Here is a 22,609-nt window from a genome sequence, read left to right on the forward strand (position 1 = left end):
ACGGGACCCGTGGGAGAGGGCCGGGGGTCAGCCCATGTGGACGGCGGTGCCGTTCTCGGACTGCTCCTGGCGGGGGGCGTTGACGGCGGCGGCGACGATGACGAGCGCCGCGACGAACAGGGTGGAGGCCACCAGGAAGGCGGCGGTGTAGCCGTGGGTCAGCGCCTCCGAGGCCTGCTTCAGCAGGGGGAGGTCGCCGAGGGCCAGGGCCTGGAAGAACCTCTCCGAGGCGTGGGGGAGATCGCCGTTCGCCACGCCGGCGGAGATGGTGCTGAGCGCGGCGAGGCCGAGGGCGCCGCCGATCTGCTGGGTGGTGTTGAGCAGCGCGGAGGCGATGCCGGCGTCCTGGTCGCGGACCTTGCTGACGGCGCCGAGGGTCATCGGGACGAAGCTGACGCCGAGCCCGACGGCGGTGATGAACATCGCCGGGAGGATGTGGGTGAGATACGGCGAGCCGGGCTCCAGGGCGGAGAACCAGAACATGCCGAGCGCGGCGACCACCAGGCCGGGCCCGGCGATCAGCCGGGGGGCCAGGCGGGTGACGAGCTGGGTGCCGACCCCCGCGGCGACGCCCATGCCGAGGCTGAAGGGCAGGTAGGCCAGGCCGGTCCGGACGGGGCTGTAGCCGTGGACCTGCTGGAGGTAGAGGGTGAGGAAGTAGAAGGTGGCGAACATGCCCGCGCCGATGAACATCACGGTGGCGTACGCGCCCGCGCGGTTGCGGTCGGCGAACAGGCGCAGCGGCATCATCGGGTGGGCGGAACGCGTCTGGATCACCAGGAAGACGGCGAGCAGGACGAGCGCGGCGGCGCCGGAGGCCAGCGTGAGGGAGTCCGTCCAGCCGTCCTCACCGCCCCGGGTGATGCCGTAGACGAGGGCGAGGAGGCCGCCGGTGCCGGTGACGGCGCCGGGGACGTCCAGGCCGCCGGTGTTGCGTTCGCCTTCGGCCAGGACCTTCGTCCCGGCGAGCACGACGAGGCCGATGGGGACGTTGACGAACATGACCCAGCGCCAGTCCAGGTAGTCCGTCAGCACGCCGCCCAGCAGCAGGCCGACGGTGGAGCCGATGCCCGCCATCGCGGCGTAGACGCCCATCGCCTTGTTGCGCGGCCTGCCCTCGGGGAAGTTCACCGTGATCAGCGACAGCGCGGTCGGCGCGGCGATCGCGGCTCCCACCCCCTGCAGGATCCGGGCGGCGATCAGCTGCACGTCGTTCTGCGCCAGGCCGCCCAGGAGCGAGGCGACGGTGAAGACGGCCAGTCCCACGCGGAACATGCGGCGGCGGCCGAAGAGATCGCCGGACCTGCCGCCCAGCAGCAGCAGCCCGCCGAAGGCGAGCGCGTAGGAGTTGATCACCCAGGCGAGCCCGGAGGACGACATGCCGAGATCGGTCTGGATGCTCGGCAGTGCGATGTTGGTGATGGTGCCGTCCAGCACGACCATCAGCTGCGCCGCCGCGATCACCACCAGGGCGAGACCCGCATGCGGTGACGCTGGAGTATCTCCTTCCGGCTCAGGACGGGCTTTCTGCAAGGTTTCTGACAAGGGGGAACTCCTGCTAATCGGAACTCTGTTCGATGTGACACTACAAGGGGCCTCTGACATTTCCGGAACGGTTTTCCGTCCGGGAGCCGAACGCGGAAGGCGGTGCCGGAGACCGGGTGGACGTACCGGCCGAGGCCGGTCGGTCGGGGAGCGCCTGCTCGGCCGGGAGGTCCGCGGGACCCGGACGGCCCGCGCGGGCGTCGGCGGGGGAGAAGACGGCGACGCGGGGACAGCCGGGGACCGTGACACGGAGTGGCCGGGTGTTTTCCCGGCCCGGGTGCGGACAGACCTTCCAAGGGCTCCCGTGCGAAGGGGAGCGGCCGGAGGACCGGCGCAGGGCGAGGCGAAGGAGCGAGAACAGTGACCGCAACGAGCCGTATCGGAGTGACGGGGCTGGCGGTGATGGGGGCGAACCTCGCCCGCAACATCGCGCGTCGCGGGGTGCCGGTGGCCGTCCACAACCGCACGGCGGAGCGGACGCGCAAGTTCATGAAGGACCACGGGGACGAGGGCGCCTTCACGGCGGCCGAGACGGTGGAGGACTTCGTCGGGGCGTTGGAGCGGCCGCGGCGGATCATCATCATGGTCAAGGCGGGCGGGCCGGTCGACACGGTGATCGACGAACTCGTGCCGCTGCTGGAGGAGGGGGACATCCTCATCGACGGCGGCAACTCGCACTTCACCGACACCCGCCGCCGCGTCGAGCGGTGCGCGCGGGACGGGCTGCGGTTCATCGGGGCGGGGGTGTCCGGCGGCGAGGAGGGCGCGCTGCTGGGGCCGAGCATCATGCCCGGCGGCGACCGCGCCGCCTACGCCGAGGTCGAGGAGATCCTCACCGGCATCGCGGCGCAGGTCGACGGGACGCCGTGCTGCACGTACGTGGGGCCGGACGGCGCCGGGCACTACGTGAAGATGGTGCACAACGGCATCGAGTACGCCGACATCCAGCTCATCGCCGAGGCCTACGACCTGCTGCGCAACGTCGCGGGCCTGGACGTGCCGGTGATCGCCCGGACCTTCGAGGAGTGGAACTCCGGCGACCTGGAGTCGTTCCTCGTCGAGATCACCGCGAAGGTGCTGGCCAAGACCGACGAGCGGACCGGCGGGCCGCTCGTCGACGTCATCGTCGACGAGGCCGAGCAGAAGGGCACCGGCCGCTGGACCGCGCAGGACGCCCTGGAGCTCGGCGTCCCGCTGACCGGCATCACCGAGGCGGTGTACGCGCGCACCCTTTCGTCGCTGCGCGAGGAGCGGGGCAGGGCGTCGGCCGTGCTGCGGGGGCCCGTGCCGGAGGACGGGTCCGTCCGCGAGGAGCTCGTCGACGACATCCGGCAGGCGCTGTACGCGAGCAAGGTCGTCGCGTACGCGCAGGGCTTCGCCCAGATGCACGCGGCCTCCCGCGCCTACGGCTGGGACCTCGACCTGGGCGCGATGGCGACGATCTGGCGCGGCGGCTGCATCATCCGCGCCCGTTTCCTCGACCGGATCCGCGACGCCTACGCCGAGCACCCCGACCTGGAGAACCTCCTGACCGTCCCGTACTTCACCGAGGCCGTCGCGAACGCGCAGGACGCGTGGCGGCGCGTGGTGACGACGGCGACCGAACGCGGCGTGCCGATCCCCGCGTTCTCCTCCTCGCTGTCCTACTACGACGGCTACCGCCGCGAACGCGGCCCGGCCTCCCTCATCCAGGGCCTGCGCGACTTCTTCGGCGCGCACACCTACCGCCGCGTCGACGCCGAGGGCGCCTTCCACACCCGCTGGGCCCAGGACGGCACGGAGGTCCGCACCGACACCTGGCCGGTCGGGGTCCGTGCCTTCCGGAGGGTTCGCGCGGCTTCAGGGCCGCCGGAGAACGGGAAGGGGCGCCGGGAGGATCCCGGCGCCCCTGCTTCTCGCGGGCGGCGTCAGTGGCGGCGGCCGCGGAAACGCTGGAGGAGTCCCCGGGCCTTGGCCTGGTGGCGAGGGTCGCGGGCGAGCTGCTCGGCCCTCATCCGGGCCTGGCGGCCCTGCGGGCTGTTCAGGAATCGTCGGATACGGGTGATCACGGAAGCCATGCCGTCCCCTTCGGTCACTGCCGGATGGAAACCGGCCGTCCATCCTGTTCAACGGGGATTCCCCCAAGGGCGTTCCCGCACGCGGCAACGGGGGTCCGCCCGCGCCGCGTCGGGGCCGCGCCGGTCAGACCAGGGAGGCCGGGCGGATGTTCTGGTTGATGTGGAAGACGTTGTCGGGGTCATAGCGGGCTTTGATCTCGGACAGGCGGTCGTAGTTGCCGCGGTAGGAGGCGCGGATGCGGTCCTGGCCTTCGTTGTTCATGAGGAAGTTGACGTAGGCGCCGCCCGCCGAGGTCGCGTGGAGGTCGCTCCAGTAGTCGCGGGCCCACTGGGTGATGCGGGGCGCGTTGGCGGGGTCGGGGTCGATGCCGACGATGACGCCCGCCCAGCCGCCGTCGCGGTAGGCGAAGGGGGTGGCGTCGGACGGGACGCGGGCGACGGCGCCGTCGATCGGGTAGAGGTGCATGGTGGACAGGCCGGTGGGCAGGAGCTCGCCGTACCTGCAGTGGACGTCGATCGCGGCGTCGGAGATCTCCTCGAAGAAGTCCGCCTTCCAGTACCACTGGAGCCCGGGGGGCAGGAGGGCGTCGAAGGAGCTCTGCAGCACGTCGAACGGCATCGGGTGCAGGCCGGTCAGCAGCGGCGAGCCGTAGGACCTGACGGGTTCGAGGACCTCGTCGGCCCGGTCGTGCGGGCCGGTGTAGCACCACATGACCATGCACACCTTGCGGCCCCACAGCTCCTCGGGGAAGGGCGGGGCGGGCGCGACGGCGGCCAGGCCGAACCAGCCGCTCAGGGTCTCCGGCAGCGTGGGGATCAGGTCGCGGTACCAGCGCATGACGTCGGCGGTGTCGACGAGGTCGTACATGACGGGGCCGCCGATGATCGTGCCGTGCTCGCCGATGTCGTGGCAGCGGAACGTGAACGAGGTGACGACGCCGAAGTTCCCGCCGCCTCCCCGCAGCGCCCAGAAGAGGTCGTCGTGGGAGTTGTCGTTCGCCGTCACGAAGGAGCCGTCGGCGAGCACCACGTCGGCGGAGAGCAGGTTGTCGACGGTGAGGCCGAACCTGCGGGAGAGGTGGCCGATGCCGCCGCCGAGCGTCAGCCCGCCGACCCCGGTGGAGGCGACGAAGCCCGACGGGGTGGCCATGCCGAACTCGACCGTGGCGTGGTCGACGTCGCCCCACACGCAGCCGCCGTCCACCCGCACCCGGTGCTGCTCGGGGCTGACGGTGGTGCTGCGCATCGCCGACAGGTCGACGGCCAGCGCGTCGTCCCACACGCCCAGGCCGCCGGCGTTGTGGCCGCCGCCGCGGACGGAGAGCTCGACGTCGTGTTCGCGGGCGAACCGTACGCACGCGATGACGTCGGCGACGTCACGGCACCGCGCGATCGCGGCGGGACGCCGGTCGATCATCGCGTTGTAGACGGCGCGCGCCTGGTCGTATCCCGGGTCCTCCGGCCGTACCAGCTCTCCCCGCAGGGTGCCGGCCAGCCGTTCGTACGCGGCGGTGGTCATGGTCTCCCCTTCCCGCAGCCATCCCTTCGGGAATCCCCGGCGACCGGCCTCCTACGCCCTGCAAATATGCACATATAGGTCTATTTCAGTTAAATACGGGCCATTTCCCCTCCGGTGGTGAGGGATTCGATCTCCAGGAGGTCCCGGTACGGTCCGGGCACGGCGGCCAGCGCCGTGTGCGTGCCGCGCTGCGCCACCCGCCCCCCGTCCATGACGACGATCTCGTCGGCGTGCCGGAGGGCGGCGAGGCGGTGGGCGACCAGGACGACGGTGCCGCCTCCGGGGGAGGTGAACAGCTCGCGGACGAGTTCGTCGGCGGTGGCGGCGTCGAGGCCCTCGGTCGGCTCGTCGAGCAGCAGGACGCCCGGGTCGGCCAGGAGCGCGCGGGCCAGCAGCAGCCGCCGCCGCTGCCCGCCGGACAGGGACTGCGGGGTGACGGGGGTGTCACGGCCGAGCGGCAGCGCCTCGACGTCGTCGAGGAGCCGGGCCCGGCGGAGCACGCCGGTCAGGTCGGCGTCGGTCGCGCCGGGGCGGGCCAGCAGCAGGTTCGCCCGGACCGTGGTGGCGAAGACGTGCGCGTCCTGCGCGAGCCCGCACACGGCGCGGCGGACGTCGTCGGGCGCGTACGACGCCAGGGGGAGGCCCGCCAGCAGGGCGGTGCCCCGGTCCAGCGGCACGGCACCGGACAACGCCGCCAGCAGGGTGCTCTTGCCCGCGCCGCTCGCACCGACGACGGCGATCCGGCGGCCGCGCTCCACCCGCAGGTCGACCTGCTCCAACGCCGTACGGGCGCCGTAGCGGACGGAGGCGCCGAGCAGCTCCACGCGCAGCGGGCCGGGGGGCACCGGCCGGGGATCCGCGGGGCCGCCGGCCTCCGGAGCCCGCAGCAGGGCCGCGATCCGCCGCGCCGCGGGCCAGGCCGTCACGCCCTGCCGCGCGGCCTCGCCCAGCGGCAGGACCAGCTCGACGGCGACCAGCGCGGTGAGGACGAGCGTCGCCGTCGTCACCGTCCCGGCCTCCCGGACGGCCAGGAGCACGGCCAGCGCGGTGGCCGTCTGGACGACGAGCCCCAGGGCCGCCACCGTGTCCGCGACCAGCGAGTCCCGGCGCTCCAGCACCGCGAGCCGCGCGGCCGCCCGCCCGGCGTCCGCGCGCGCACCCGCCGCGGCGCCGTGGACGGTCAGCTCGTCCGCCCCTTCGACGAGGTCGAGCCCGGCCGCCGCGAGCGCGTCCCGCTGCGCCGACACCGCCTCGCCCGTCCGGCACGACGCCAGGGCCGCCGCGAGCGGGAGCAGGACGCCCGCCGCCAGCAGCCCGGCCGCCAGCACCGCACCCGAACGCGGATGCACGACGGTCACGAGGGCGAGCCCGGCTCCCCCGCCGAGCAGCGCCCCGGAGGCGGGCAGCAGGCAGCGCAGCAGCAGGTCCTGAACGCAGTCGACGTCCGAGAGCATCCCGTTCAAGGCGGCGGCGTCCCCGCCCCGCCACCGCCCGCGCCCCAGCGCGGTGAACAACCGGACCCGCACCCCCGCCAGCGACTCCAGCGCCGCGTCGTGCCCGGCCAGCCGCTCGGCGTACCGGAACACCCCCTTGAAGACCGCGCAGCCCCGCACCGCCACGATCACCAGGCCGAGCGCCACCAGCGGCGGCCGCTCCGCCGCCCGCGCGATCATCCACGCCGACGCCGCGGCCAGCCCCAGCCCGCACCACTGCGCCAGCGCCCCGGCCCCCACGGCCCCCGCCAACCGCCACCACGACACCTCGCGCCTCACGCGCCCTCCTCCACGACCCCATGAGCGGCCATCACAGCCGGTACCCCGCCCGGCCTCCCGCCCCGCACGCCCCCGGCCTCGCCGAACGGAGCTCCCGGGTCCGCCTGTGACGGCGGTGTTCCGGTCGGACTTCCGGCCCGTGTGTCCGCAGCCGCACCGAACGGCGTTTCCGGAACCTTCTGCGATGTCGGTCTCCCGGCTCGTACGCCCGCAGTCCCGCCGAACGGCGTTTCCGGGTCCGCCTGCGGCCCTGGGGCCTTGGCCGGTCTCCCGGCTCGTGCACCTGCAGTCCCGCCGAACGGTGTTTCCGGGTCCGCCTGTGGTGCCGGGGTTCCGGCGGGAGCGGGGACCCGGATGATGCGGTCCGCGCGGGCCAGGAGGGAGGGGCGGTGGGCGACCAGCAGCACCGTGCGGTCCTCGAACAGGGCGTCGGCCGCCAGCAGCGCGGCCTCGGTGGCCGGATCGAGGTGGGCGGTCGGCTCGTCGAGGAGCAAGAACGGCGCGCCGCGGAGCCGCGCCCGGGTCAGCGCCAGCCGCTGCCGCTGCCCGGCCGACAACACCGTGCCCCGCTCGTCGAGCACGGTGTCGTAGCCGCGGGGGAGCGCGGTGATGAACGTGTCGGCGCCCATGGCGGCGGCCGCCGAGCGCAGCGCCTCCCCGGAGACGTCCGGCAGTCCCAGCGCGAGGTTCTCGGCGACCGAGGCGGCGAACAGCCGGGGGTGCTGCGGGACCCAGGACAGGGACGCGTGCCAGGCGGCGAGGTCCAGTTCCCGCAGGTCCACGCCGTCGGCGAGGACACGTCCCTCGGTGGGCTCGAGCAGCCCCAGGACCAGGCGCAGGAGCGTCGATTTCCCCGCCCCGCTCGGCCCGGCCAGCGCGACCTTCTCCCCGGGGCGGACCTCCAGGCTCAGCCCCGTGAACACCGGCCGCGACGCCCCCGGGTACGCGAACCCGACGTTCTCCAGCACCAGGTGCGGCGCCCTCCCCGTCGGACGCCGCCCGCCGTTCCGCCGGACGGCCGGAGCGGCGGCGGGGGCGTCCAGCGCGGTGAAGGCCTGCTCCGCGGCGGCGATGCCCTCGCTGCTGGCGTGGAAGCGCATGCCCAGAGCCCGCAGCGGGAGGAAGGCCTCGGGGGTCAGCAGCAGCACGAGCAGCCCCGTGGACAGGGCCAGGGAGCCGTCCAGCAGCCGCAACCCAACGGGGACGGCCACCAGCGCCACCGACACCGAGGCCACCAGTTCCAGCACGAGCGACGACAGGAACGCCACCCGCAGCACGGACACCGTCGACCGGCGGTGCGCGTCCGCCAGCTCCGCGATCACCTCGCTCTGGTGGTGGATCCGCGCGTGTGCCCGCAGTGTCGACAACCCCGCCAGCACGTCGCGGAAGTGCCCCCCGAGGCGTTCCAGCGCCGACCACTGGTGCCGGGTGAGGTCCGCCGTGCGCATCCCGACGAGAGCGCCGAAGACGGGGATCAGCGGCAGCGTCACCAGCACGAGCAGCGCCGACGACCAGTCCGCGGCCACCAGCCGCGCGAGGACGAGCACGGGCACGACCGCGGCGAGGAACAGCTGCGGCAGGTACCCGGTGAAGAACGGGTCGAGCGCGTCCAGCCCGCGCGTCACGAGCGCGACCCGCTCCCCGGCCGAGGAGGCGGGAGCCTCCAGCAGCCGCCCGCGCAGCGAGGTCTTCACCGAAGCGGCGGTCCCCGCCGCCATCCGCTGGCCCGCCCATCCCAGCGAGGCCCGCGCCGCGACCGCCAGGGCCAGCCACGGCAGCGGCCCCGCGGACGGTCCGGCGATCGCCCGGGCCAGCAGTTCGGCCTGGACGAGCAGCAGCGCGCCCTGACCGGCCGCCAGCGTTCCGAGGACGCCGAGCCGCCTTCGGGGGACCAGCCCGAGCAGCCTGCGTTCGACCGGCTTCACAGGTATCCCGGCCCCGTCACCCGCTGCCGGAAGGCCCACCGCGTGAGCAGCTGCCCGCCGACGAGCAGGGGCAGCAGGACGGCGACGAACACCGTCACCACCCGCAGGGTGGCGGGTTCGGCGAGCATCTCCCGCAGGTCGAGCCGCAGTCCGGCGGCCACCGTGACCGCCCCGAGCACCAGGGTGCTCACCGCGTAGTTCCCCGGCCGGGCGCGTTCCAGCGGCTCGCCCGTCAGCCGCGTCCTGCAGAACCCGGCGCCGTGGAAGGCGAGCAGCAGGGCGAACAGGGGCGCGAGCAGCACGCTGCCCAGCACCGAGCCGAGGACCGCGCCCAGCGCCAGGGCGGCCGTCCAGCTCCCGGCGACGATCATCGTGTCGCACGCGGCGGCCCAGGCGCGCGCCTCGACCCGGCCGCGCCACCACAACCCGGCGTCCCGGACGATCCAGCCGGCGAGCAGCACGACGAACGCCGTCCGCTGCCCGAGGAGCAGTTCGTGCTCCAGCCCGGGGAAGGCGCCGATCATGATTCCGGCCAGCGCCACCAGCCACACCTCGTCGGCGAGGAAGAAGGGCCCGACCGCGGCGAGGACCGTGCGCCGCTCGGCCGGCGTCCGGCCGAGCCGCGGCAGCAGCATGCCGGCGCCGAGGTCGCCGCCCGCCAGCACGAGGGTGCCGAAGGTGAAGAAGGCGAGCAGCAGGAGGGCGAGGGTTTCCATGTCGGTCACCTCAGAACGTCGGGACGGGAAGGGTGGCGGGTTCGGCGCGCGGGGCGTCGGCGCGCTGGGGGCCGCGCCGCGCGTGGCGGAACAGCAGCCAGAAGTTGACGGTGGCCAGCACGGCGAACAGCGAGACGAAAGCGCCGAAGGACGACCACGCCTCGCCCCTGCTGAGAGGCGCGACGGCGTCCTCGACGCGCAGCAGCCCGGTGACGGCCCAGGGCTGGCGGCCGATCTCCCGGTAGATCCAGCCGGAGATCATCGCCAGGTAGGGCAGGGGGAGCGCGGCCATCGTGGTGAAGAGGAAGACGCGGCCGAAGCGCCGGGGGCGGTAGAGGAACTTCACCAGGAAGACCAGTGCCATGACGGCCATGCCCTGCCAGGCGAGCAGCATGAGCACCTCGCCGGTCAGGGCCAGGGGCGAGACCAGCTCCGGCCGCTTGGTGTCCTGCAGGTAGCCGAACTGCATGCCGCCGAACACCGCGACCGGCATGACCGAGAGCATCGTCGCCAGCATCCCGGTGCGCAGGCCGCGCCGGAAGAACTCCGTCTCCGCGGTCTTCCGCCACAGGTGGTACGCGCTGACGGCGGCCATGAACAGCCCCGCTGTCAGGAACGCGGCGAAGACCACGTGTCCGAAGGCCAGCAGTGCCGTCGGGTTGGTCAGGATCGCCCCGAGGTCGCTGAGCCTGGCGTGGCCGTTCTCCATGACGTAGCCGACGGGGCGCTGCATCCAGCCGTTGGCGACCAGGATGAAGAACGCCGACGCGTACGCGGTCAGCGCGACCACCCAGATCATCGCCAGGTGGGCCCAGCGGGAGAAGCGGTCCCAGCCGAAGATCCACAGTCCGAGGAAGGTGGACTCGATGAAGAACGCGCCGATGGTCTCCAGCGCCAGGGGGACGCCGAAGACCCCGCCCGTCAACTCCAGCAGGCCCGTCCAGTTCATCCCGAACTGGAACTCCATCACCAGCCCGGTGATGATGCCCATCGCGTAGTTGATCACGTAGAGCCCGCCCCAGAAGCGCACCATCCGGGCATGGAGTTCGCTGCGGGTGAGGGCGGCGCGGGTCTGGAGCAGCGCGACCAGGGTCACGAGGCCCAGGGTGAGCGCCACGAAGAGGAAATGGGAGCCGGCTGTCAGCGCGAACTGGAGCCGGGCGAGGAGCACGGTGCCGTCCATGCCGCACACACTCCCGCGCGCGGGGGTCCCGGCACATCCGGCCAGGGCTGTCATCCCCACCGACACTCCGGGGGGAGGCTTCCACTCCCGGAGGTGTACGGACTACATCCCCGGTTGTATGCCGCCCTTCCACCCCGGCAGGATCGGGCCGCTCTCGTAGGCCAGGACGACCGGGACGGGCGCGGGTGAGGAGAGCTTCACCCTGGAGGCGAACTCCGCGATGGGCCGACGGGTGACACCCGGCGCGAGCAGCGCGTCGCCACCCGCACGGCGTGCACCGGCTCGGCGGCCACACACGGGTGTCAACGGTAGGTGAGGAGTGCCCGGCGCTCTCCGGTGAAGTGGGCGTGGTCGTTGAAGGCCAGGAGGCCGATGCCCGAACGGCCCGCCGTGATGGTGGTGATGGCGGCGTTGACGACGACCTTGTGCAGCGCGACCGTTCCCGCGGGAGATGCGGAGAGCAGCGACCCGCACACCGCCGACAGGACCCCGCCCGAGGTGACGACCACGGCGTCCCTGCCCGGACCGAGTTCCGCGATCAGCTCCTCCAGGGCGGTGCGGGCGCCCGTGCGGAAGCCCTCCCATCCTCCGTGGTCGACGTCGGAGATCCAGGCGGTCAGCGCGTGGTCCAGGAGCTGCTGGAAACCCTGCCTGTCCGCAGAGGACTCGTCCGGTTCCCGGCCGTACCGGCGCAGCAGCTCGATGTGGTCGTACTCGTTCCACCGGGCGTCGATCCGGGGTCTTCCGTCCAGTCCCGCGCCTTTCATCAGGAGCTCGGCGGTGTCGCGCTGCCTGCTGAGCGTCCCGCACACGACCAGCGGCTCCCGGAGCCCCCGCCGCGCCAGCTCCGCTCCGGCGATCTCGGCCTGCCTGCGCCCGAGATCCGACAGGACGTCATAGTCCTCCGCCTCGAACGACGCCTGTCCGTGGCGCACCAGATGAACGACCGGCACTCCGTCCCCCTCCACCGCTTCCGCACGACCCGTCGGCACCGTAGCGGGTGCCGGGAGGCGTCCGGTTCCGAGGGTCCACGGAGGAGCCGAGGAGGGAAGGCCGTGGCCCCGGCGGGAGAACGAACCCGCCGGGGCCACGGTGTGAGAGGTTCAGCCGCTGGTGAGGCGGCCTGGCCGCAGGGTCACACGCCCGGGCCGCTGAAGGCGAACTGGGCGCTGACCTGAGCGGATCCGGGGCAGAGGAAGCCGCTGACCTTGTTGACGGTCTGGTTGGTGAAGGTGGCGGTCGGGGAGGTGTCGTTGGTGCCGGCGATGTTGCCGCCGTAGACGCAGGTGAGCCCCATCCACTTGGCGCTCACCCGGAAACCGGTGAGGGAGGAGGCGCCGGAGGGGTCGGTGAGGTTGCCGCCCCAGGGCAGGTTCTGGGCGGTGGCCACGACGCCGTTGTCACAGTCGGCGATGTTCGCCGAGGAGACGTTGAGTGCGCCGCCGGCGGTGATGCTGCCGGTCAGATCGGCGGTGTTGCAGTTGGCGACGGGGCTGCCGCCGATGCTGACGACCAGGGAGGTGCCGGGGGCCAGGCCGGCGGTGACGGAGCCGCCCGTCCAGGCGCTGGCGGGGACGGCGGACACGGCGACGGCGGCGGCGGACGCCGCGGCGATCACGGCGAACTTGGCGATACGGGACATGGGGTCTCCTCTTTCTGGTCGGGCGTCCGGGGACGCCCAGGGGTGGGACGGCCGGGGGGCGGCCGCCACCGCCGGTCCGTCGGACCGGCGGGACCCGTGTCCGCTCATGTCGGGTGAGCGGTGACGGGGCCGCGTACCGGACCGGCTGATGTCGGGTCAGCCGGTCCGGCCGCGGAGCTCTTGTCTACCTTCCTGCGATGAATTTCATTCTAAAAATGAAAGTAGCAGCGCGTGAGAAACGGTCAATACCCTAGCGTTTGCTTGGTGTGGCCGGATCAGGCCTCGGGGCGCATCGCACGCTGAAACCCGTGGTGAGCCGACGATTCTCGCTCGTAGTGACTTGATCGTCGCAGAATTTGCGGTTTGGCGATCATGGTGGCCAGTTCTGTCCCCCTTCACGGAGGGTGTTCGGGTTACCGTCCCGGCGATCTCCACAGCCGTGAAATTCATTCCACCGGCTGTCGATTTTTGACTAGAGAATGGCTCTAGTGTTTCACTAGAGCATGACTTCAGTGATCTCCGGGCGCGTCCTCGTCGCCGGCGGCTACGGCGCGGTCGGCTCCGCGGTGAGTGCGGCCCTCGGCGAGTGGCTCCCCGGCCGTGTCGTGCCCGGCGGACGGAACGCGGAACGGGCGCGCGAGCACGGCGGCGTACGCGTCGACGTGACGGATCCAGGAGGCTTTCGCCGTGTCCTCGAAGAGCTGGGCGACGTGGCGGCCGTGGTGTTGTGCGTCGAACCACCCGACGTCGGCATCGCACGCGCGTGCCTGGAGAACGGCGTCCACCTGGTGGATGTCGGCGCCACCCCGAAGCTCGTGCGGGCCGTCTCCGGCCTGCACGGGAAGGCCTCCGCCGCCGGAGCCACGGGCGTGCTCAGCGTCGGGGTCGCCCCCGGCCTGACGAACCTGCTCGCCCGCCGCGCCCACGAGGCGGTGGGCGGTGCGGAACGGCTCGACCTGACGGTGCTGCTCGGTTCCGGCGAACGTCACGGCGGGGACGCGGTGCGCTGGACCGTGGAAGGTCTCGCGGAGCCCGCCACGGCACGTGCGCGCCGCGCCTTCCTGCCCGGCCACGGCACCCGGACGGCCCACCCGTTCCCGTTCTCCGACCAGCACACCCTCCCGCACACGCTGGGCGTCCCGGACGTGACGACGCGATTGTGCCTGGACTCAAGGCCGCTGACGGCCGCACTCTTCGCCCTGCGCCGCGCCGCCCGTACGCCGAGCGCGCGCCGCCTGCTGACGGCCGCCTTCCAACGCGTCCACCTGGGCGGAGACAGTTTCGCGATACGCGCTGACGCCCGTAACGCCGACCGCACGTCCTCTCACGCCCTCACCGGCAACGGCCAGAGCCGCGTCACAGGCCTGGTCGCCGCGCACGTCACCCGCGCGCTGATGGCCGGCACGCTCCCCCCGGGCGTTCACCACATCGAGGAACTCCCGTCTTTGGCCGGTCTCCTCGAAACGCTGGCGGCCGAAGAAGCCGTCGCCCTCCACCCGGGAAGCTGACCCGGGTGGAGGGCGGGATCCGGCGGGCGGTGCCGGACATGCGGATCGCGGAACGGCTGGTGTCGGGTCAACCGTTCCGCGGCGGGGCCCGGACCCGGCCGCGGAACGGCCGGGTCCGGGCCGAGGATCACAGGCCGGGGCCGGTGAAGGTGTACTGGCCGCTGACCTCGGCGGTGTCCGGGCAGATGCCGCCGCCGGAGATCTTGTCGACGGGGGCGTCGGTGAAGGTGACCGTCGCCGCCCCGGCGGTCACGCCGGTGTTGACGCCGGCGATGTCGCCGCCGTAGAGGCAGTCGACGAACAGCTGCCGGGCGCGCAACTGGAAGCCGCTGAAGGTGGCGGGGCCGCCGCCGTCGGTGAGGCTGCCGCTCCAGGGCAGGTTCTGGGGGGTGACCGTGACGCCGAGGCCGAGGGCCGTGCAGCCGCTGACGGTGGCGCTGGTGATGGTGAGGCCGCCGCCCGAGGCCAGGTTGCCGGACAGGTTGGAGGTGGTGCAGGTCGCTCCGGCCAGGGAGACCGTCAGGGGCTGGCTCAGGGAGGCCGAGACGGAGCCGCCGGTCCAGGCGTGGGCGGCGGTCGCCGTCATGGCGACCGCCGCGACGGAGGCGGCGGAGGCGAGAGCGAATCTGGTGGCACGGGACATGGAGGTCTCCTCTTCAGGAGGGGGCGCGAGAGCGCCGGGGGTGGGGTGGCCTGACACGGCCGGGGGAGCCCGTTCCGCCCCTGTCGGGTGGGCGGCGCCGGATCCGGGGCTTCGGAGGGGCACCGCTGCCGAGGGTGCCGCTCCGGGGCGGGAATCTTTTCTGACCGCCCTCTTCGGTAACTGATTCATATAAAACATTAACGAAGCCCGTGACCCGGTCAATGCCGAGGGGCCGCTCGGCCTGGCCGGATGGTGACGTTTCCGACACAAGAGGGCATTTATGTGCTAAATGGCGGCAGAGTCGCGTGTCTTCCCGCAGGAGGCGGTTCGGGCCGGTGGGAAGGGCGGTCGTGAAAACGATCCTGGCCGAACCGGCGGCAGCGGAGAAGATGGCACCAGTGATTGAGAAGTGCCGGGAGAGAACCACGGTTTTCGATTCCCCACCCTATTCGCCGACTGAAACCGCCGGCTTTCCGTTCACTTCCGTGAACGGAAAGCCGGCGCGCGAAGACCGGTCCGGTCAGCCTTCGGGATGCTCGGTCCGCCCGGAGGGAAGCGGAGGCTCGGTTTCGAGACGCGTCAGCTCCTCGTCGGTGAACAACCGTGAGCGGATGAGGAACCGCACGCCCTCGGGAGCCTCCACCGAGAACCCGCTCCCGCGCCCGGGGACGACGTCCACCGTCAGGTGCGTGTGCTTCCAGTACCCGTACTGCGAAGCGCTGATCCAGAAGGGCGTGTCCCGCCCCACGAGCCCGAGCAGCACGTCCCCGGAACCCACCCGGAACTCGCCCCGCGGATAACACATCGGTGAGCTTCCGTCACAGCACCCGCCGGACTGGTGGAACATCAGCGGACCGTGCATCCCCGCAAGGCGTTCCAGCAGCTCCTCGGCCGCCGGAGACAGGCACACCCGCTGGACGCGGGGACCCGGGCGCACCGCCCGGACCCCCGGCTCGGAACCGGCCATCAGAAGAAGCCGAGCTTCTTCGGGGAGTACGACACCAGCAGGTTCTTGGTCTGCTGGTAGTGGTCGAGCATGGCCTTGTGGTTCTCGCGGCCGATGCCTGACTGCTTGTAGCCGCCGAAGGCGGCGTGGGCCGGGTAGGCGTGGTAGCAGTTGGTCCAGACGCGGCCGGCCTTGATGGCGCGGCCGAAGCGGTAGGCGGCGCTGCCGTCGCGCGTCCAGACCCCGGCGCCGAGCCCGTACAGCGTGTCGTTGGCGATCCTGAGGGCCTCGTCGGGGGAGTCGAACGTCGTCACCGAGACCACGGGGCCGAAGATCTCCTCCTGGAAGATCCGCATGTCGTTGGTGCCGCGGAAGATGGTGGGCTCGATGTAGTAGCCGCCCTCCAGGCCCTCGACGGTACGCGGACCGCCGCCGGTGAGGACCTCCGCGCCCTCCTTACGGCCGATGTCGAAGTACGACAGGATCTTCTCGTACTGGTCGTTGCTGGCCTGCGCGCCGATCATCGTCGCCGGGTCGAGCGGATCGCCGCCGACGATCGCCCGCGTCCGCTCCAGCACCCGCTCCATGAACGCGTCGTAGATCGACGACGCGACCAGGGCGCGCGACGGGCAGGTGCACACCTCGCCCTGGTTGAGGGCGAACATCACGAACCCCTCGACGGCCTTGTCGAGGAAGTCGTCGTCGGCTGCCATCACGTCCGGCAGGAAGATGTTGGGGCTCTTGCCGCCCAGCTCCAGCGTCACCGGGATGATGTTCTCGGACGCGTACTGCATGATCAGGCGGCCGGTCGTGGTCTCCCCGGTGAAGGCGATCTTGGAGATGCGCGGGCTGGACGCCAGCGGCTTGCCCGCCTCGACCCCGAAGCCGTTGACGACGTTGAGGACGCCCGGAGGCAGGAGGTCGGCGACCAGCTCCATCAGCAGCAGGATGCTCGCGGGGGTCTGCTCGGCGGGCTTCAGCACGACGGCGTTGCCCGCCGCCAGCGCGGGCGCGAGCTTCCACACCGCCATCAGGATCGGGAAGTTCCACGGGATGATCTGGCCGACCACGCCGAGCGGCTCGTGGAAGTGGTAGGCGACGGTGTCGTCGTCGAGCTGGCTGAGTCCGCCCTCCTGCGCGCGGATCGCCCCTGCGAAGTAGCGGAAGTGGTCGACGGCCAGCGGCAGGTCCGCCGCGAGCGTCTCGCGCACCGGCTTGCCGTTCTCCCACGACTCCGCGACGGCCAGGCGCTCGAGGTTCTCCTCCATCCGGTCGGCGATCCGGTTGAGGATGTTCGCGCGCTCCGCCGCGGACGTGCGGCCCCAAGGCTCGGCGGCGGCGTGCGCGGCGTCCAGGGCGAGCTCGATGTCGGCGGCCGTCGAACGCGGCACGCTCGTGAAGACCTTCCCGTCGACGGGCGAGGGGTTGTCGAAGTACCGGCCTTCCACCGGCGGCACCCACTTGCCTCCGATGAAGTTCTCGTAGCGTGCCGCGTACTCGACGACGCTTCCCTCGGCCCCCGGCTTCGCGTAAGTCATGTGACGACCCCTTTCGCTCGCGGATGTGACGTGGGACACGATGCGGCGTGGAGGTTGGCGAAAGGTTGGTGCCGGTCAGCCTTCGAGGGCCGCCTGGTTGATCCGGGCGAGCACGAGACCGCGCCTGGGATCGCCGCCGAGGAGGACGAGTGCGTGTTCGTGTACCTCCAGGTCCTCGGGATGCAGCTCGCCGTAGTGCAACGCGTGTTGCGGATCGGCGGAACTCAGCACGGCTTCACGCAACGCGACCTCGATGTGGTCGCGCCACACCACGATCCCGGGCGCCTCGGAATCGGGCAGCAACGGCCCGCCGTACGAGCGGAGCGCCTCACCCGTCCGGCCCGCCCGGAGCGCGGCGAGAACGTCGGACGCGTCGCAGCCCACCGGTTCCGTCAGCTCGTACCGCCGGACGGACAGCGCCCCGCGCAGTGCCCTGCGCAGATGGGAGACCTCCGCCTTCAACGTCGCGGACGTCACCCGCCGGTCCCCGTACAGCGCCGTGCGCAGGAACTCCGGAGTCAGCGCGCGCCCCTCGAGGGCGAGCAGCGTGAGGATCTCGATCTGCCGGGGACGCAACCGCACCGGCGCGCCGCCCCGGGCCAGGCCGGTCCCGCCCAGGCAGCTCAGGTGCCATCCGCCGTGCCCCTCGACCAGCCCGCTCCCGTCGGGGCCGCCGCGGTACCGTTCGGCCAGCCGCGTCTCGACGGCGCCGGCGAGCGTGCGCAGGGCGGGCATGGCCAGCGGGTGCGAACGGTCCCAGGTGCTCGACAGGTCGAGCACCCCGAGCACCGACCCGTCGGGCCCGTGCAGCGGTGTGCAGTAGCAGACCCATCCGTGCAGCGCGTGCACGAGGTGCTCGGCCGAGAACACGGTCGAGGCGGTGTCGTTGCGCAGCGCCAGCGACAGCGCGTTGGTGCCCATCGCCTCCTCGCCCCACCGCCCGCCCGGCGCGAAGTTGACCGCCCCGGCCCGGCGCCGCATCTCCCGCTCCCCGCACGTCCACAGGATCGTGCCCGACTCGTCGGTGACCGCCGCCACGAACCCCGCGTCATCGGTGATCGTCCGCAGCTCGTCCGCCACCGCCAGCACCGGCTCCCGCAACGGCGACTCCCGCCACCGCCGCTCCGCGTCGCCGTCCACGCTGGGCGCGCTGACCTGCCCCGGATCCACCGTCGCCAGCGACCGCCGCCACGACTCGGCCACGTCGTCCCGCAGCTCCGCCGCGCCCCCGCCCGCCCGCACGGCGCCGCCCTGCACATACCGCGTCCAGACCGCCTGCAGCTCCGTACGCCGCCTGCGCAGACTCTCCCGTGAAGGCATGCCCTCTCCGACTTCGGCCCGTGTCCAGGATCGTACGAAACGTCAGCCCGCTCCGCCATCCCCTCGGGCCCGCGCCTTCTGCGTTCGCCACGACCGCGCGTGAGGGAGGCGCCCGTCGACCGCGACCCCGGTGGAGCACGGACATGCCGTACGCGCCCGCGGCCCGGGTGACCGGATGCGGACATCGATATATCGAGACTCTTCTCGCCGGGCCGGACGGTCGGCTCCGGGGCGGGGCGAACGTCCTGGGTTCCGCACGCGGTCCGGGCGGATTCCGCGGCGGCGGCCGTCCAGGATAGCCGGGCACCCGACGTTGAATGATCAACCTTCTCGGCTGCGGTCGTCGGGGCGCGGGGGGCCGGAGGGCGTGATTACAGTGATCTCGATTTCCGAATATCAACCGACTTCGGGGCAGTGTTCACATGATCGTGGAGTACATCCGTTACCGAATCGACCAGCGGGACGCGGAGGAGTTCGAGGCCGCCTACGGGCGCGCCGCGGTGCCCCTGTCGGCCGCGTCGCAGTGCGTGGACTACGAGCTCTCCCGCTGCGTCGAGGAGCCCGAGTGGTACGTCCTGCGCATCACCTGGACCTCGGCCGAGGACCACCTGCGGGGTTTTCGCGGCGGCGAGGACTTCAAAGCGTTCTTCACCGAGATCAGGCCGTACGTCCAGCAGATCGAGGAGATGCGCCACTACGAGCGCACCGCCGTGCGCGGCACCGGAGGCTCGGTCCCCAGCCTCTACGAGTGGGCCGGCGGCACCGAGGCGTTCGAGCGCCTCACCGAGACGTTCTACGCCCAGGTCCTCAAGGACGAGCTGATCGGTCCTCTCTTCGCCCACATGGATCCCGGGCACCCCAGGTACGTCGCGATATGGCTGTCCGAGGTCTTCGGCGGCCCGTCCCGCTACACCGACGAACGCGGCGGCTACCACCACATGCTCGTCCAGCACCTCGGCAAGGCCATCACCGAACCCCAGCGCCGACGCTGGGTGTCCCTCCTCATGGACGCCGCGGACGAAGTCGGCCTCCCCGCCGACCCGGAGTTCCGCGCGGCCTTCTTCGGCTACATCGAATGGGGCACCCGCCTGGCCTTCGCCAACTCCCAGCCCGGCGCGCGACCCCCGCAGCAGGCCCCCGTCCCCCGCTGGGGCTGGGGTGTGGCCCCGCCCTACATCCCCGCTCCGTGACCTCGCCGCGCCCGCCGGGGACGGTCAGGGCGAGCCGTGCGAAGGCGCTCCGGCCGCGCTGAAGAAGGGCGCGGCGGTCCCGTCCGAGGCCGGGCCGCCCTCGCCGGCCGCGGCACCCGCACCGGGCGCAGGCCGCAGCCGGCCGGCCCCGGGCTCCCGCCCGGGGCCGAGGCGCCGGGTCAGGAGGGCATCTCGAAACCGGTGAGGAGGACGGCGTTGCTGGTGGCGGCGGCCTGGCGGAGCGGCTTGGCCTCCGCGTACTCGGGGGACTCGTACCAGGCGCGGGCCGCTTCGACCGAGGGGAACTCGAGGAGGATCGTGCGGGTGCCGTGCCATTCGCCCTCGAGGAGGCGGGGGGAGTCGTCGACGGCGAGGATGGCGGCGCCGCCCTGGATGAGGGTCGGCACGGACGCGCGCTCGTAGGCGGCCATGCCCTCCGGGTCTTCGATGGCCTCGGTCAGCAGGACGTAGCCCTTCGGCATGGGAACTCCTCAAAAGGGGGGAAGGGGGACCGCCGCGCCCGAGGGTGGGGCGGGCGCGGCGGAGAGGGGTCAGCTCACCGTGATGGCGCGCTCGGGGCAGTTGGCCGCGGCCTTGCGGACGGAGTCCTCGAGGCCGGCGGGGATCACGTCCAGCAGGACCTCGGCGTAACCGTCGTCGTTGATGTCGAAGACATCGGGGCAGACGGTGCAGCAGACGCCGTGTCCGCGGCAGTTGTCGTCGTCGATCGTGACCCGCATCAGGCTCCGCCCTCCGCGAGGGTGAACTCCACGTGCAGGTTCATCAGGCCGCGGAGGATGAAGGTCGGCAGGTACTGGAAGTCGCGGGCGCCCGCGGGGCCGTGCGCCTTCTCCGACACCCGGATGTCGGTCGTGCGGGCGAGGAGCCGCTCGAGGCAGACCTTCGCCTCGGCACGGGCCAGGGGAGCGCCGGGGCAGGTGTGGATGCCGCGCCCGAACGCGATGTGGTGGCGGGCGTTCTTGCGATCGAGGTCGAAGGTGTCGGGGTCCTCGAAGTGCTTGGGGTCGCGGTTGGCGGCGCCGTTCATCAGCATCACCGTGGTGCCCGCGGGCAGGTCGACCCCGCCCACGGTGACCGGCACCTTCGACAGCCGGAAGTCGCCCTTGATCGGGCTCTCCGTGCGCAGCGTCTCCTCGATGAAGTTGCCGATGAGCTCGGGCTGCTCGCGGAGCCGCTTCTGGATGCCGGGGTTGTCGGCGAGGATCTGGATCGCCGAGCTGATGAGGCGGACGGTGGTCTCCTGGCCCGCCGAGTACAGGTTGGCCGCCACGCGCACGACGTCCATGACCTCGGGGAGGGAGCCGTCGGGGAACGTCGCCTGCGCCATGGCGGTGAGCACGTCCTCGCGCGGGTTCCGGCGGCGGTCCTCGATGTACCCGACGAAGCTCTTGTACAGGAACTCCATCGGAGAGTGCGACAGCTGGCCCTCGGTGCTGCCCAGGGTGTTCTCCGAGACGTCCTTGCCCTGCAGCACCGCGGCGAACCTGTCGCGGTCCTCCTCCGGCACGCCGAGCAGGTCGGCGATGACGTAGAGGGAGAACGGGACGGCCAGCTCGCCGATCGCCTCGCCCTCGCCGTCGGCGAGGAAGCCGTCCAGGACGCCGTCGGCGAACTCGACCAGGCGGTCGCCGTTCTCCTTGAGGCGCTTGGGGGTGATCAGCTTCATGAGCAGCGCGCGGTGCTTGGCGTGCACGGGCGGGTCGAACGTGGGGAGCTGGTCGTTCATCGGGAGCTTGTCCCGGTGCTCCTCGATCAGGGCGGTGATGTCGTCGCCCTCCAGCGGGACGGGGAAGGCCGCGAAGGGGCCGATCACCGAGGTGCAGGAGGACCACTTCTCGGCGTCCTGCGCGACCTCGGCGACCTCGTCGTATCCGCTCAGCATCACCACGCCGTGGTGGGGCTCGTGCGAGACGGGGCACTTGTCGCGCAGGGCCTTGTAGTACGGATACGGGTCGGCTACCAGCTCCGGGTCCTGGAAAAAGTTCATCTCTTCGAACCGGTTCAACGTTCCTGCTCCCTATCGACACCGCAAGCGCGCGAGTGTCCTCGCCGGTCATGAGGTGAGGGGGGAGGCGCCCCCGCGGTGGACGGATGCGGCTTCCCCAGTCACGAGAGTATCATTCTCACAGAAGAGCATTCTGTTTTCATAGAGGGCGGCCCATGGTCGTTCGCGAGCGATCGGGAACCGACCTAGAACCTGTTCTAGTATCGGGCGCATGCGCCATGGCATCGTGCTCTTCACCAGCGACCGGGGCATCACGCCCGCCGCCGCGGCCAAGGCCGCCGAGGAGAGCGGCTTCGCCACGTTCTACGTGCCGGAGCACACGCACATCCCCGTCAGGCGCGAGGCCGCGCACCCCGGGACGGGCGGCGCCGACCTGCCCGACGACCGCTACGCGCGCACGCTCGACCCGTGGGTGTCACTGGCCACGGCGGCCGAGGCCACCTCGCGGATCCGGCTGGCGACGGCCGTGGCGCTGCCGGTCGAGTCCGACCCCATCACCCTGGCCAAGGCCGTCGCCACGCTCGACCACCTCTCCGGCGGCCGCGTCACCCTGGGCGCCGGCTTCGGCTGGAACACCGACGAACTCGCCGACCACGGCGTGCCCGCCGGCGAACGCCGTACGGTGCTGCGCGAGTACGTCGAGGCGATGCGCGCCCTGTGGACCGAGGAACAGGCGTCCTACTCCGGGAGGTTTGTCTCCTTCGGCCCGTCCTGGGCCTGGCCGAAGCCCGTCCAGCCCCGCATCCCCCTGCTGATCGGCGCGGGCGGCGGCCCGAAGACCTTCGCCTGGATCGCCGCCCACGCCGACGGCTGGATCACCACCCCCGTCGAACAGGACATCCTCCCCAAGGCCGCGGCCCTGCGGAAGGCGTGGGCGGCCGCGTCCCGTCCCGGGGATCCCGAGATCCGCGTCCTGGCCGCCGCCCGTCCCACGCCCGAGACCATGGCCTCCTGGCAGGAGGCCGGCGTCACCGAGATCATCTGGGGCCTGCCCGACAAGCCCGCCGACGACGTCCGCGCCTTCCTCACCCGCCACGCCCGGCGCCTGGGCCTCTGACCCGCCCCCGCGGGCTCCGCGG

19 protein-coding genes and 1 pseudogene are annotated in these 22,609 nt (G+C 72.2%); 4 read left to right on the forward strand and 16 right to left on the reverse strand.

Annotation, left to right across the window (positions count from 1 at the left end; all coding sequences use genetic code 11):
• Positions 1-27: 27 nt before the first annotated feature.
• Positions 28-1,467, reverse strand: coding sequence for an MFS transporter (locus tag C2865_RS18910; RefSeq protein ID WP_232835697.1), 1,440 nt, complete (start codon positions 1,465-1,467; stop codon positions 28-30).
• A 462-nt stretch (positions 1,468-1,929) separates the two neighbouring features.
• Between C2865_RS18910 and gndA the strand changes: the two are divergent.
• A pseudogene (gene gndA, locus C2865_RS18915) lies at positions 1,930-3,267 on the forward strand (NADP-dependent phosphogluconate dehydrogenase); the annotation flags it as partial.
• 185 nt (positions 3,268-3,452) lie between these two features.
• Here the strand turns inward: gndA and C2865_RS40080 are convergent.
• The 8 genes from C2865_RS40080 to C2865_RS39480 all read right to left on the reverse strand — a co-directional run bounded on the left by C2865_RS40080 (position 3,453) and on the right by C2865_RS39480 (position 12,359).
• Positions 3,453-3,602, reverse strand: coding sequence for a hypothetical protein (locus C2865_RS40080; protein ID WP_198653419.1), 150 nt, complete (start codon positions 3,600-3,602; stop codon positions 3,453-3,455).
• A 124-nt stretch (positions 3,603-3,726) separates the two neighbouring features.
• A complete protein-coding gene (locus C2865_RS18920; protein WP_106399805.1) occupies positions 3,727-5,121 on the reverse strand; it encodes an FAD-binding oxidoreductase in 1,395 nt (464 codons plus the stop codon).
• An 89-nt stretch (positions 5,122-5,210) separates the two neighbouring features.
• A complete protein-coding gene (cydC, locus tag C2865_RS18925) occupies positions 5,211-6,893 on the reverse strand; it encodes a thiol reductant ABC exporter subunit CydC (protein ID WP_157963799.1) in 1,683 nt (560 codons plus the stop codon).
• Positions 6,890-8,818, reverse strand: a complete 1,929-nt coding sequence (gene cydD / locus C2865_RS18930; RefSeq protein WP_198653420.1) for a thiol reductant ABC exporter subunit CydD — start codon at positions 8,816-8,818, stop codon at positions 6,890-6,892. The genes cydC and cydD overlap by 4 nt, the downstream gene beginning before the upstream one ends.
• Positions 8,815-9,534: a cytochrome d ubiquinol oxidase subunit II gene (locus C2865_RS18935; protein WP_106400064.1), complete on the reverse strand. Its 720-nt coding sequence runs from the start codon at positions 9,532-9,534 to the stop codon at positions 8,815-8,817. Before C2865_RS18935 ends, cydD begins: the two co-directional genes overlap by 4 nt.
• A 10-nt stretch (positions 9,535-9,544) precedes the next feature.
• A complete protein-coding gene (locus C2865_RS18940) occupies positions 9,545-10,717 on the reverse strand; it encodes a cytochrome ubiquinol oxidase subunit I (RefSeq protein WP_106399806.1) in 1,173 nt (390 codons plus the stop codon).
• A 302-nt stretch (positions 10,718-11,019) separates the two neighbouring features.
• Positions 11,020-11,670, reverse strand: coding sequence for a histidine phosphatase family protein (locus C2865_RS18945; protein WP_106399807.1), 651 nt, complete (start codon positions 11,668-11,670; stop codon positions 11,020-11,022).
• Between the two features lie 182 nt (positions 11,671-11,852).
• On the reverse strand, positions 11,853-12,359 hold the full coding sequence (locus C2865_RS39480) for a hypothetical protein (RefSeq protein WP_157963800.1): 507 nt from the start codon (positions 12,357-12,359) through the stop codon (positions 11,853-11,855).
• 503 nt (positions 12,360-12,862) lie between these two features.
• Here C2865_RS39480 and C2865_RS18955 point away from each other — a divergent pair.
• Complete coding sequence (locus C2865_RS18955; RefSeq protein WP_106399808.1) at positions 12,863-13,867, forward strand: saccharopine dehydrogenase family protein; 1,005 nt, start codon at positions 12,863-12,865, stop codon at positions 13,865-13,867.
• A 127-nt stretch (positions 13,868-13,994) separates the two neighbouring features.
• Here the strand turns inward: C2865_RS18955 and C2865_RS18960 are convergent, their stop codons facing one another.
• The 4 genes from C2865_RS18960 to C2865_RS18975 form a co-directional block, all read right to left on the reverse strand.
• Positions 13,995-14,510, reverse strand: coding sequence for a hypothetical protein (locus C2865_RS18960; protein ID WP_106399809.1), 516 nt, complete (start codon positions 14,508-14,510; stop codon positions 13,995-13,997).
• A 520-nt stretch (positions 14,511-15,030) separates the two neighbouring features.
• The gene (locus C2865_RS18965) at positions 15,031-15,477 is read right to left on the reverse strand and encodes a DUF779 domain-containing protein (RefSeq protein ID WP_106399810.1); all 447 of its coding nucleotides are present in this window, start codon (positions 15,475-15,477) and stop codon (positions 15,031-15,033) included.
• Complete coding sequence (gene adh, locus C2865_RS18970; RefSeq protein ID WP_106399811.1) at positions 15,477-16,994, reverse strand: aldehyde dehydrogenase; 1,518 nt, start codon at positions 16,992-16,994, stop codon at positions 15,477-15,479. Before adh ends, C2865_RS18965 begins: the two co-directional genes overlap by 1 nt.
• A 75-nt stretch (positions 16,995-17,069) precedes the next feature.
• Entirely contained in the window at positions 17,070-18,314 is a 1,245-nt protein-coding gene (locus C2865_RS18975) for a helix-turn-helix domain-containing protein (protein ID WP_106399812.1), read from the reverse strand.
• A 422-nt stretch (positions 18,315-18,736) separates the two neighbouring features.
• Here C2865_RS18975 and C2865_RS18980 point away from each other — a divergent pair, with 422 nt between their 5' ends.
• On the forward strand, positions 18,737-19,504 hold the full coding sequence (locus C2865_RS18980) for a group II truncated hemoglobin (RefSeq protein WP_106399813.1): 768 nt from the start codon (positions 18,737-18,739) through the stop codon (positions 19,502-19,504).
• 179 nt (positions 19,505-19,683) lie between these two features.
• On the opposite strand, the gene C2865_RS18985 is transcribed toward C2865_RS18980, so the two are convergent.
• From C2865_RS18985 to C2865_RS18995, 3 genes are all read right to left on the reverse strand, one after another.
• Positions 19,684-19,986, reverse strand: a complete 303-nt coding sequence (locus tag C2865_RS18985; RefSeq protein WP_106399814.1) for a DUF1330 domain-containing protein — start codon at positions 19,984-19,986, stop codon at positions 19,684-19,686.
• A gap of 69 nt (positions 19,987-20,055) precedes the next feature.
• A complete protein-coding gene (locus C2865_RS18990) occupies positions 20,056-20,244 on the reverse strand; it encodes a ferredoxin (RefSeq protein ID WP_106399815.1) in 189 nt (62 codons plus the stop codon).
• Complete coding sequence (locus C2865_RS18995) at positions 20,244-21,530, reverse strand: cytochrome P450 (protein WP_198653421.1); 1,287 nt, start codon at positions 21,528-21,530, stop codon at positions 20,244-20,246. Before C2865_RS18995 ends, C2865_RS18990 begins: the two co-directional genes overlap by 1 nt.
• A gap of 211 nt (positions 21,531-21,741) precedes the next feature.
• Between C2865_RS18995 and C2865_RS19000 the strand changes: the two genes are divergently transcribed.
• A complete protein-coding gene (locus C2865_RS19000) occupies positions 21,742-22,587 on the forward strand; it encodes an LLM class F420-dependent oxidoreductase (protein ID WP_106399816.1) in 846 nt (281 codons plus the stop codon).
• The last annotated feature ends 22 nt before the right edge of the window (positions 22,588-22,609 follow it).

Origin of the sequence: Actinocorallia populi, from assembly GCF_002995495.1 — a bacterium.
GTDB lineage: Bacteria > Actinomycetota > Actinomycetes > Streptosporangiales > Streptosporangiaceae > Actinocorallia > Actinocorallia populi.